Genomic DNA, 12,324 nt, shown 5'->3' with positions numbered 1-12,324 from the left:
CCAAACACAAAGTCCGTTCATATGAGCCGACTTTCTGACCGGAGAAGCAGCTATGTTCACAATCAAAGTAACGACCGCATCAGGTAAAGAAGTTATTGAATCCGGTTACGGCATTCAGTGGACACCGTATGCATATAAGCTGGATTACACAGACCACAACAACTGTGGTGACAGCCTGACATTACAGCCCGGTGACAAAGCAGAAATTATCAACAGCGCCGGTCATACAGTTGCCCGCTACGTTAATGATATTAAATTACAGGATGCACTAATCAGCATCACCAGACCGGGTTCTGCACTGTGAAGCGTTTAAAGATACTGAAACCCCGCATTGCTGTGCTCAAATCCGTTTAATGTCCGTATTCCGGGGCAAATCAGCGGCGGTCAGGGTTACTGGGTGGGGCAGGGCGCACCAAAACCGCTGACCAAATTCGATTTTCAGTCTGTTCAGCTGGGGGTTGCCAAAGTTGCCAACATTGCTGTACTGACGGATGAGCTGGTCAGATTCAGTAACCCGGCAGCCGATACACTGGTCCGTAATGCGCTGGCTTCGGCCATTATTGAACGGATTGATATTGACTTTATCGATCCGGCTAAAGCCGAAGTGGCACAGGTATCCCCGGCATCCATTACCAACGGGGTAACGGCTATTCCGTCCACCGGTAATCCGGAGGCGGATGTTGAGGCATTATTTGAAGCGTTCTTGAAAGCCAACCTGTCCCCGAGGTGGTGTATATCTGTTTGTTTTTATTTTGGATGTTAACTGTTTCTTAAAAAAGAGAGCATTGGGTCTTGATTTCAAATTTAAGAAATGAATAATTATCCGCACTTTTTTACATATGGTTACTATTTCAGAAATTAACACATGATGAATATAGCTACTTTTATTAAATTAACGTTTGTCACCACTTGTTCAATGATATTAAGTGCTTGTAATAGCCTTCCGCATCAGTACTCAACATACGATACTTTAGCCGGAATCATTGCTCCGACTGGACAATATAGTGAGTGGTATACGGATAGTGATAATTATGCCTCCGGAAATAATGATACTCAGGCAAGCAGAGATTGCACGGAAAGTGAAGCAAGAGAACACCATGCTAATGGTGTAACCACTGTTCGTCAAAGCAACTGCAATGGCAGCAGTCAAACTCATAGTAACAGTCGTAGCCGTAGCCGCTCCAGCCGTGTCGGCTTTAGTGTGAGTGGACCTGTTGGGGCTGGTTTGGGGTTGATTGACCAAATAAAAGATATTAACAAATCCCACAATAATGATGTTGTTGGTAAAGATATGTTTAATGAGTTCGGTTTTTGATTAATATTTTTTTAATTTGCTATTAAAATTATTTTGGTTGTCACGTGGGGACTGGATACAGTCCCCCTTGCTTAGATAGAAATCTATATCAATCTGCATTACAATCTGTTAATACAGCTTTATCATTCCCTTCAACTAAATTTGCGTTATTGCCTTTTGTATAAAGTTTGTATGTGTAATTTTTATTCATGGCTTCATAGTTTGCGCCTGAGGCCATTTTCATTATTTTCATCGGAATCATTTCGTTCATTTGATTGATAATAGCATAGCTATCTTTTTCTGTATTGACATAGATAACTTCCATTGTCTGATTATTTTCACAAGCATAAGACACTTTGGTAATTTCATCACCTTCAGCTGCAGTTGAGAATCCGGAGAATAAAATCCCTAAGCTAAACATGGTTGTAGTGATCAGTGATTTCATATATATCCTTACATAACATTAAGTTAGAAATATTGATAAGCTTTTCTTTGCTATCTGTATAATTTTAAAATAGCAGCTTTAATTACAAATAAGATTTATCTCATTTTTTAATTTTTTTGTTATCATTGCTCGGTTATTTAATCTAAAAATATTGTTATCGCAGGACAAGTGTGCAATATGTAAAATAGTCTATATGAAGTGATGTTACGAATAGTGTGATAATCATTTTCATTATATCAAGAATTCATAACGCCGACATTATAATTTATAAAAGGACTGATTATAAAACTAAACCAGTCCAATTATAAAACTATATTATCTTTCCCGTAGACTTTCTGTTACAGATTCCTCCAAAGGACTAAGGAGATAACTAATAATACTGCGCATTCCTGTTTTTATTTCTGCTATTACAGCCATGCCTGAACTTAAAGGAATATTTTTGTTACCAATTGAAAGTTTATTTTTCTCAATTGAAATAATAACGTTAAATACCAGACCCAACTGCTGATTTTCAATGGCATCCAAATTAATATCTTTCACCTTACCAATTAAATACCCGTATCTGGTATAAGGAAATGCTTCTACTTTAATAATAACTTCCTGACCAACATTAATAAAACCAATATCTTTATTTTGTACTAATGCGGTCACTTCTAGTATGTCGTTTTCCGGGACGATAATCATCAGAGTTTCAGCGGTTGTGACAACACCACCTTCAGTATGAACCTTAAGTTGCTGAACTTTTCCGGTAACAGGAGCAGTAATAACAGAGGCTTGCTGGCGTTGTTTATTCTTATCCAACTCCAGTGTCAATAACCTAATATTATCTGTTGATTGCCGCAACTTATCCAAAACTTCGTTTTTTAATGATTGAGTAACAAGTTGATAATCTTCTTTTGCTAACAAAATATCACTTTCAATTTGCTCCAATTGAGATTTATAAACACGAAGTTCATTAAATGCCTCAAGATATTTATTTTCTTGCTCAAGTACAGCATGTTTTGAAACAGCTTGTTTTTGCAATAAACTTCTGAAGTCATCTAAACGACTTTTTTCAATATGAGATAAACTATTATATCTGTTTATTCTTGTGAGTATTGCTTGTTTTTCAGACATTTTTTTATTTAAATTTAATTCTTTCTGATGCTTTTGATTTTGCCAGGTTAAGAATTGCTCTTTAATTAATGATGTCAGACGGAAAATTTCTTCATCAGAAACTCCTCTAAGATCCTGATCATCAGGCAGTTTAATCTCTACCAGTTGATTTGATTCTATGGCGCGAGACAAAGTCTGATAACGAAACTGCTCCAATTTTGCCTGTAGTAATGAAGACTGAGCCTTCAGTGTATCAGCCTCAGCCCCCAGCGCAGTTAACTCCAGTAATACATCTCCTTTTTTTACAAAATCGCCTTCACTTACCATTATTTTTTTTACTATTGAGTTTTCAATTGGTTTGATTTCCTTGCTCCGACCACTTAATGTTAATTTACCATTAGCCGTAGCAACAATCTCAACCTTACCTAATATAGATAAAATAATAGCAATACTCAGAAATGCCATAATAAAATAAGCCACCAGGCGAGGTCGCTTAGATACCGGAGTTTCAATCAGCTCTAAATGAGCCGGTAAAAATTCACTTTCATCTTTTTCACGTACAGGAGTATCTAATTGATGTCTGATATTCCAGGTTTCACTCCAAACTAATTTATAACGTGCAAGAAAATCACGAATCCCCATTAACCATGTATTCATATTATTATTCTCTACTAATCTGATTGTAACTGATATAAATAGTGATAAAGGCTTTCAGGATTACAGAGGAGATCCTTGTGTTTTCCTTGCTCAATAATTTGTCCTTTTTCCATCACAATAATGCGATCTGCATTTTTTACTGTTGATAAGCGGTGAGCTATGATGATAACCGTTCTGCTCTGACAAATTTTGTGCATATTGCGCATAATTACATGCTCGGATTCATAATCCAGGGCACTAGTGGCCTCATCAAAAATTAAAATTTTGGGGTTGTTGACTAATGCCCTGGCAATAGCAATACGCTGACGCTGCCCTCCTGACAGACCAGCCCCCTGTTCCCCAACAATCGTATTATAACCTTCACGTAATTCAGAAATAAAATCATGGGCGCCTGATAATTTTGCAGCCTGAATAACTCTTTCCACAGGCATACCGGGATCAGCCAGTGCAATATTATCTATAATGCTTCGGTTAAGAAGGACATTGTCCTGTAAAACCACACCAACCTGACGCCGTAACCAATTTGGATCAGCTAATGCAAGATCATGACCATCAATTAATACCTGTCCATTTTCAGGGATATAAAAACGCTGAATTAATTTAGTTAATGTGCTTTTTCCTGAACCTGACCGCCCAACAATACCGATAACTTCACCTTCCTGAATATCCAGATTAATATCATTCAAAATAACAGGTGAATCAGGTTTGTAACGAAAACGAATATTACGAAATGTGATATTACCCTTAATTTCTGGTAATGCTAATTTGCCCTGATAACTTTCAGTGGGAGAGTTTAACACATCTCCCAACCGGGACACAGAAATACCTACCTGCTGAAAATCCTGCCAAATTTGAGCTAATCTGATAACAGGAGAAACAATTTGCCCAGCTAACATATTAAACGCAATTAATTGGCCAATACTTAAATCACCAGAAATAACCAGATGAGCACCCAACCAAAGATTGATAACCATCACTGTTTTTTGTATTAACTGAACCCCCTGCTGACCAATAGTTGCTAATACCGTGACCCTGAACCCGGCAGCCACATAACCAGCTAATTGTTTATCCCATATATTAATCATCTGAGGGGAAACAGCCATAGCTTTAATTGTATTAATAGCTGTGACAGATTCAACCAAAAACGCCTGATTATCTGCATTACGGGAAAACTTTTCATCTAAACGGCGTCGTAAAATAGGGCTGATAAAAATCGACCATGCCGCATAACAAGGTAATGAAAATAAAATAACTAACGTAAGTTTCGGACTGTAATGCCACATTACAGCAAAAAATATAAATGAAAATAATAAATCCAGAACAGATGTTAATGCTTGTCCTGTTAAAAAATTTCGGATTTGGTCTAACTCTCTGACTCGCGCAACAGTATCCCCGACACGACGGTTCTCAAAATAAGAAATAGGCAATGCTAATAAATGCCTGAAAAGTTTTGCACCGAGCTCAACATCTATACGGCTCGTACTGTGAGCAAAAATATATGTTCTTAATCCACTCAATATTATTTCAAACAAGACAACAACAGCTAATGCTATAGTAATAATGTTTAATGTTGAAAATCCTCTATGAACTAATACTTTATCCATTACCACCTGAAAAAAAAGTGGTGTAATTAAGGCAAATAATTGTAAAAAAACAGAAACAACTAATGTTTCAATAAATATTTTTCTGTATTTAATAATAGCAGGAATAAACCAGGTAAAATCAAACTTAGCTAGCTTACCAATAACGGATGCTCTGGAGGTAATTAAAATAACATTACCCTGGTATAATTTTTCAAACTCATCTCTTTCAAGAACGCGAGGATTGCGTTGTTCCAAATCATAAATCAAATAACGACCAGATTCATTATTAATCTTAGTCAGAATAAAATGTTTTCCGTCTTCCCGCCAAATTAAAGCAGGAAGATAAACAAAACCTAATCTGTCTGATGTTTTTTTTACTGATTTTACTTTTAGTTCAAGCGATTTCGCTGCAAGTAGCCATGATGTTAAATCCAGGCCCTTACCATCAATATCAAATTTGTGTCTGATTTCCTCAGGATTAACAGAAATATTATGGTACTGTGCCAATATTTCCAAAGCATATAACCCATAATCATTTTTATTATAGAAATCCATTATTACTCCCCAAGAAATAGCAATCCTATGTAATTAAACCTTATAGGATTGCTATTGGCAGAATTAAATCGTTACACTAATGAGGTTACAGTCAGTGCACTGTTGCTATAAGAAAAATTACTGATACCATGAGAAGTCAGTAATGATGAAATATCAGCAGGTCTTGTATCCCTGATATCAAAGCTGCCAGCTGCTGAAATTATTTTACTAATATCATTTCTTAATAAATTAAGATTATTTTCATTTTCATAGGTTGCTGCATTATGTCCATCCACATAGTTTAAATGATTATTTTTGCTTTGGTATTCAAGTGCTTTTTTTAGTGAGTCCGGGGTAATGACTCTCCCTTTCTTATCAATAATCTGCTCTATTTTATGATTTGAAATTTCATTTGATGTTTGTTTAAACCAGTTTTTAAAAGTAATACCATTTTTATGACCAAACGAAACTACATTATTCTCTGCTTTATACATGACAAGGTCATCACCTTCCTGTCTGAAGGTAACATCTCGGAAATCAATGTCAGCTAAACTTAGCTTATCATTTTTACCACCTTCATCTTCAATAATATGATGCCCATAACCTGAAAGATAGCGATAGATATCATCACCATACCCACCCTTCAGTACATCATTTCCTTCCCCACCATCAAGCAGATCAGACCCCTCACTGCCATATAGCTTATCGTTGCCTTTACCTCCCAATAAAACATTCCGGGTATTACTACCGTGTACCTGCAGTTCATCATCACCATCACCACCGTGAAGGTAATTATTACCGGTACCGCCAATTAATTTATCGTTACCATCACCGCCATATAATTGATCATCTCCATTATCACCTCTTAAGGTATCATTACCTTTGTCACCATATAAGCGATCATTACCGTCATTTCCCTCAATTTTATCATCACCATCTGCACCATGGAAAATATCACCGAACCGGCTGCCTAAAAACGTATCTCCACGGCTACTACCGATAATTTCTTCCACAGAATGCAAATTATCTACTGATGTCAGAGAATTTCCGTTGATATGTTTAAGCTCATAATGGCGATACTGAGTTTTCTCAGTTCTTTTCCCGACTTTAGTCTCTTGTTCCTTCACAACTTCCTGCAGAATTTGAACATCGCCCCCCAGTTCACGGGTAACAGTATAACGACCGGCTTCGGTTGCTTTAGTTCCATCAATAGTTAAATAACCAGTATCTGTTTTATCGTAATAAACAACATCATGCCCCTTACCTGCGTAAATATTGGCAGAACCGGCAGATAAAAATATTTTATCATCGCCATCACCTAACTGTGACTCAATACGAATTTCCCGGTATTGGTTATGACCAACCACAGCATGCTGGATTAAGTTAGAATAATCGTATATAGAGCCTTTATCCCTGACACCTTTGACAGTCCATTTATCTACTCCTTTAACTAACAATTCCGTCATATACTCATATTTACCGGATTGTCTTCTGCTGCGGGTTTCCTCCCCCGGAGTTAACAATGGTGTAACAAATTTAAGTAATGTCGAAGATGTGCTGTCAGAAAGATCAATATTTCCTTTTAATGGATCAAAAACCTGCTTTTTAAATTCATCTGGTTTCTTTTCCAGACGCTTTCCTTCTTCATAATAATCAACATAGCCCTTACCACTAAGAGCTCTGTCTCCATTTTTAGTAACACCGGCCAGTTCACCAATTAATTCATCCCAGTGTTGCTGAGTGATAAGAACAGCCCGTTCAACAGAATATTCCTCGCTATATTTAGATAATAACTTAAAGTTATCTTCTAAAAATGCAGAGTGGCGGGCGTCATACCCATTTTCAAAATAGTTTTTACCATGTTTTTTTTCCCATTCAGCAATGGTATTAGCCATTTTATTAGCAACATGTTCAAACATTGCCTGTTTTGAGGCTTCCAGTATACCGGAAATAATACCCGTAATAGCACCTACCAACGCACTTATCGGTGCACCCACAAGTGATGCAGTTGCAGCTGCACCAACACCTGCCGATACAGAACTTAACACCGTACTGATGGTGGTTAATGATGCATCAATAGCACCGGTTTCTTTATGGAAAGAAGCAAGTAAGCTATCACCTTCATAACCAAATTTTTTAAAACGCTGAGAATACTCTTCAATTTGACGCGCACGTTTAAATTTGTCAGCGACTGCCAGGAATGACAGCGGACTGATCGCCAATGCAACCGCTGAAGCAATCAGACCAGCCCCGGCAGCAGTAGTTGACAACCCCTGTGCCACACGTTGTGCGAGAATATACTGAGATACAGCTTTACCTACGTTTCCTAATATTTTTGTAGTTAATTCAACACCGGCAGCAGCTTTGGTTCCTCCATCTGCATTTTCATTTCCCAAAATAAAACCAGCTGAAATTGCTGATAAAATACCGGAAATAGTATCTAACCCTGTACCCAATTTTCCAAGATCCGGTAGATTTTGTAATTTGTTGCCGATACCTTTCAAATGTTTTGTATTAGACAACAAACCACCTAATTTATTGATTTGCTCTGAAAATGCATCAATATTATTGTTAACACTTGCTGCTGTATCCACCAGTTGGTTAATAAGCTCGATACTTGCTTTTGCCAGTTCATTCGAACTAACATCTTCACCTTTATGTTGTTTTTTTAATAAGTCATCTAATTCCATTGAAGACAGTGCAATTCCTAAAAAATTCTGCAGAGTTGATAATACGCCCCCTGCTTTACTCAGGTTATTCCCCAAGTTTTCTGCACTTCCTCCCAGTTTATTACCGATATTTTGATGTTTCTGCATCAACTTATCTAGCTGAGGTGCAAATATAGCGATACCACGCTCAGTCAGGCCAAACAGTTTTTCTGTTGTACCAAATACTTGCTTTGCTATCGCCGTACCATTTTTTTCCTCGTACTGAACCTCAATACCTAATTCATCTGCTGCTTTGACCAGATCATTAAGACCTGAACCCTGTCCCTGATAATCTTTGGGTATAAACAAAATAAGCTTATTACCTGCATTACGAAATTGTTCGGCTGCTTTTTTTAAAGCATCTTTTGTTGATGCTCCAGCTGATTGCAGCTTTTTACCTGCTGATTGTTTAGCTGAGTTCAGTGATGATTTAATTTGTGCAGTTGTTAATGTCGGCATTTAAATTCACCTTTAACTTATTAATGAAAACTTAAAGTCTGGTTTATTTTTAACTTCGTTTATTAACTCATGGTGATATTGTTTAAATATCTTATTTGCTAGTTTTTTATCAATTTTACCTCCGTGATATTCAGATACTTTGCCAACCTGAGTTTCAGGATCTACCCTGATAGCCCGAAACAAATCATTGGGATAATTTTTTCGCATATATTTATATAATGCACCGCTGTCTCCAAAAGGAGCAATCCAGTCAATGAACCATTTTCGGTCACCAGATGTCCAATCCTCCGCAATTAAGGAAGTTACATCGTTCAGATATTTAACTTCATTTTCCAGGCTTAGATCCGCCCAGCTGCAATATGCCACCGGAAATCCATCACGAGTTAGTAGCGCATATTGATTAGTTTGTATTGCAGGTAATACATTTATAGCAAATAAAGATACCGGCCAATTCCTGTGCAAAGGAGAACTAGCCCATAACCATACAATATTCCCCAATACATTTAATGGATTGTTTTTATTCATTTTTTTACGCGTTTCATCTTGTAAAATAAGGATTTCGTATTTAACAAAAAAAATTTTTAAAAGTAAATATAGTCGTAAAATGCTAATGTGGTATGTTTTTAATATATTTTTAAGGATTATATATAATATTGAGAGTATTTATATGGAAAATAAATAACCATACTAAAAGCGATGTTATTATTTCTTTGATTTATAAATAACTTTACTTATTGTATATTTTTCATCCAACTACTAAGCGAGTATTTTATTATACCTCCATGGACTATCTTACCAGTCGATGTTTAACGTTGATAACTGTTTAAATTTTAAATAAAAATATCAAATAATGCTTGCGTGAAATCCAACAAAATAAAATTAACAATAGATCAAGTTATTTTTTAATCAATGGATTGATTTAATGAAACAAAAGCAACTAACATATCTTACTAAAGATATACACATGACAGTTAAACCAAAATGGATACTCACATAATTATAAAAATAGTATTTTTGAAAACATCCTCCTGATCTACATATCTATTCCAGAGATTTGATTTCTTCCTCAATTTAGCGCCAGGCTAAATCAGAGATCAGGAAGAGATCAAGGGCAGCGACATCAGGTACAAGATGAAGCGCGAAATGTTGTCACCGGCATACACGACACATTTCAGTCAGCAGTCGGTGGTGAAAAGTTAATGTGGTACCAGTTAGACAAAGAGTTGTCGCAAATATGCAAATTGTTTAAATGATGGGTGTATAGCTGTTGGTATAAGTGATGGGACATATTTGGGACACAAATGGTTTAAGATGTGCTTTATACCTTTTCAATCTTTTTAATTGTTGGGACGTGAAAGCGTGATTTAATGCGGTATCTAATTGATTAAAAAACAAAACTACTGACTTATAATCAGTAGGTCACCAGTTCGACTCCGGTAGCCGGCACCATATTAAAGCCCGCGATATCTTTGATATCGCGGGCTTTTCTTGTTGCCGCCTACCTCAAATGTTCACACCGTTTTGCTTTCCTTTGCACCACCTGACGATTAACATTAGGGAAACTGATTATTGGAGTAGTGTGATGGCTAATTTGAAAATAACTGTTGTCTGTTTAGTGGCATTATCTCCCTTATTATTCTTGTCTGATGCTTTGGCTAAAAATTGCAAGAAAGGAATTCCCTGCGGCAACTCATGTATATCAGCAAACAAAGTTTGCAGGATAGGAACAGCAAACAGTTACAGCACAAAAAATTATAGTAATAAATCCATATCAACTAATAGTAAAAAATCTCTGCACGGCTCAACAGTGGCAGCAACAGGCGGAGTAAGCGCGGCATCATTGGCTGGCAGGTCTTCTGGCAGTGGCGGTTCAATCGGTTCTGGTGTTGCTTATAATTGTATTTATTCTAAGGCTGTGATCGTTGGTGATGCCATGGGCCCTATGCAAGGCCGATTTCACTCCACGGTATCATTGAGCAACTCAGCATTCACTGCGTTCAGGCCTGACGGCAGTAAAATCTCCAGTCCGAAGATGAAAACAAAAAAGAATGGTTATTACTTTGAGCAGGATGATAAAACTGTTTATGTCATGTCAGTGGATTATAAAGAATACGCTGTTTCAGATTTCAAAACTAAAACCACTGAGCAATGGGCCGAGTACCAGTGATAGTGAAATAATATTGTGATATTGTCATGTGAATTTATGAATACTAAATAACTATTGATGGTGTATCGGCTGTTTGTGGCTGAAAAATGCAGAGTTATCATTTAAATATATCCGAAACCCTTGCAAGATATTTATCTTCATAAAACGGTGAAATGGAGTTTTTTATCACGGTATGATTTATTTCTGTTTCCCCGGAAACGATTTTATTCAGAATGTCAGAGAGTTTTTTATTATCTCCGACAGGATATAATTCACCATTTACATACGGACGAATAATATCTGCAGGTCCTGTCGGACAGTCTGAACTGACAGTATAAATACCATAGCTGTTTGCCTCACACAGCACCATCGGCAATCCTTCGTATGCGGATGTTAAAATAAGCGCAGAGACATTTTTTATTTCTTGTTCTATGTAATTCCACGGGCTTGATTGCCAGCCATGCCAGATGATTTTATCGTCTATTTTCAGATCGTGAGCCAGGCTAGTTAATTTTTTTATTTCGGAGTCATCGCCGGAGCCGACGATATGCAATTTCCAGTCACCATGAACACCGGATAATGCGCTGAACAACTCCCTCATGTTTTTTTGTCCTCCGCACATTAAGCGACCGACATATAAAAAATTTATCGCATTGCCACAGCTGATTGTTCCAGATTGTTCCGGAACCGGGTTGTAGATCGTATAAATATCCGCAGGGTTGATACCCATTTCTGATAACTGAGTTGCTATACCACTACTGATAGACAGGTGTTTATCCGTCAGCCTGATATATTTGGCTTTATATGAGCCGGTGACAGAGAAATGATTCCACGAGAACAATGGAATTCTTTTAAATGCGAAGCGCAAAGCCAGTCTTGAAATGTAACAACCAACAGAATCAAAGGCAATGACATAATCCGGATTTATTTTTTTAATAACAGAAGCGAATTGACAGGCAAAATAAACTCTCTTCAGCTTCCCGTTTTTTAGTGATGAACTGAAGCGTGTAAACGGGTTATTACCGAGCCACGTATCGTCAACACTATTATTCAGTTCATTAAAAAAGACGAAAGATATCTGATAGTTTTTCCCGGATTCAGTCAGTAATCTGCTGAATGTACTGAATACGGTTTCCATGCCTCCAAAACCGCTGATGTTACGACCGGCAATGATGATTTTGGTTATGTCAGACATGCTGTCTCTTTCCCGTGAACTGAGGTGGTACAGACAATTTAACATAAGTATCATTACTTACCAAAACTAATCGGCAGCTTGATTTTTTTAGGTAGTCATTATGATAAGGTATCCATGCTTAAAAATAAATCATACGGATATTATCTGTGACCTGACCTGCGTTAAATGTGATTTCTCCTGTGGCACAATAACGGAGAGTTAAGGGATA

At 37.0% G+C, this 12,324-nt stretch carries 11 protein-coding genes; 5 read left to right on the top strand and 6 right to left on the bottom strand.

Going from position 1 to position 12,324, the window contains the following annotated elements; genetic code table 11:
- Window positions 1-52 precede the first annotated feature (52 nt).
- The 3 genes from X965_RS13200 to X965_RS19030 all read left to right on the top strand — a co-directional run bounded on the left by X965_RS13200 (window position 53) and on the right by X965_RS19030 (window position 1,315).
- The gene (locus tag X965_RS13200) at window positions 53-304 is read left to right on the top strand and encodes a hypothetical protein (RefSeq protein WP_036418386.1); all 252 of its coding nucleotides are present in this window, start codon (window positions 53-55) and stop codon (window positions 302-304) included.
- A 27-nt stretch (window positions 305-331) separates the two neighbouring features.
- Complete coding sequence (locus X965_RS13195; RefSeq protein ID WP_051997337.1) at window positions 332-763, top strand: phage major capsid protein; 432 nt, start codon at window positions 332-334, stop codon at window positions 761-763.
- Window positions 764-865: 102 nt separating this feature from the next.
- The gene (locus X965_RS19030) at window positions 866-1,315 is read left to right on the top strand and encodes a hypothetical protein (protein WP_223302388.1); all 450 of its coding nucleotides are present in this window, start codon (window positions 866-868) and stop codon (window positions 1,313-1,315) included.
- 88 nt (window positions 1,316-1,403) lie between these two features.
- Here X965_RS19030 and X965_RS13190 read toward each other — a convergent pair whose 3' ends face one another.
- From X965_RS13190 to X965_RS13170, 5 genes are all read right to left on the bottom strand, one after another.
- Window positions 1,404-1,745 carry a c-type lysozyme inhibitor gene (locus X965_RS13190; protein ID WP_370531219.1) on the bottom strand — a complete coding sequence of 114 codons (342 nt, stop codon included), beginning with the start codon at window positions 1,743-1,745 and terminating at the stop codon, window positions 1,404-1,406.
- A gap of 309 nt (window positions 1,746-2,054) precedes the next feature.
- Entirely contained in the window at window positions 2,055-3,491 is a 1,437-nt protein-coding gene (locus tag X965_RS13185; protein ID WP_036414592.1) for an HlyD family type I secretion periplasmic adaptor subunit, read from the bottom strand.
- A gap of 14 nt (window positions 3,492-3,505) precedes the next feature.
- Window positions 3,506-5,629, bottom strand: a complete 2,124-nt coding sequence (locus X965_RS13180) for a type I secretion system permease/ATPase (protein WP_036418384.1) — start codon at window positions 5,627-5,629, stop codon at window positions 3,506-3,508.
- Between the two features lie 71 nt (window positions 5,630-5,700).
- Window positions 5,701-8,775, bottom strand: coding sequence for an RTX family hemolysin (locus X965_RS13175; protein WP_036418382.1), 3,075 nt, complete (start codon window positions 8,773-8,775; stop codon window positions 5,701-5,703).
- 12 nt (window positions 8,776-8,787) lie between these two features.
- Complete coding sequence (locus X965_RS13170; RefSeq protein ID WP_036418380.1) at window positions 8,788-9,300, bottom strand: toxin-activating lysine-acyltransferase; 513 nt, start codon at window positions 9,298-9,300, stop codon at window positions 8,788-8,790.
- Window positions 9,301-9,861: 561 nt separating this feature from the next.
- Between X965_RS13170 and X965_RS19900 the strand changes: the two genes are divergently transcribed.
- Together X965_RS19900 and X965_RS13165 are read left to right on the top strand one after the other, a co-directional pair.
- Window positions 9,862-9,975 carry a DUF4113 domain-containing protein gene (locus X965_RS19900; RefSeq protein ID WP_318780785.1) on the top strand — a complete coding sequence of 38 codons (114 nt, stop codon included), beginning with the start codon at window positions 9,862-9,864 and terminating at the stop codon, window positions 9,973-9,975.
- 382 nt (window positions 9,976-10,357) lie between these two features.
- Window positions 10,358-10,942: a hypothetical protein gene (locus X965_RS13165; RefSeq protein ID WP_253280777.1), complete on the top strand. Its 585-nt coding sequence runs from the start codon at window positions 10,358-10,360 to the stop codon at window positions 10,940-10,942.
- 97 nt (window positions 10,943-11,039) lie between these two features.
- On the opposite strand, the gene X965_RS13160 is transcribed toward X965_RS13165, so the two are convergent.
- Complete coding sequence (locus X965_RS13160; RefSeq protein WP_036418375.1) at window positions 11,040-12,116, bottom strand: glycosyltransferase; 1,077 nt, start codon at window positions 12,114-12,116, stop codon at window positions 11,040-11,042.
- Window positions 12,117-12,324 lie beyond the last annotated feature (208 nt).

This window comes from Morganella sp. EGD-HP17 (genome assembly GCF_000512315.2).
GTDB lineage: Bacteria > Pseudomonadota > Gammaproteobacteria > Enterobacterales > Enterobacteriaceae > Morganella > Morganella morganii.
The sequence above is the reverse complement of the archived record's forward strand: the minus strand, read 5'-3'. Positions and strand labels throughout refer to the sequence as shown.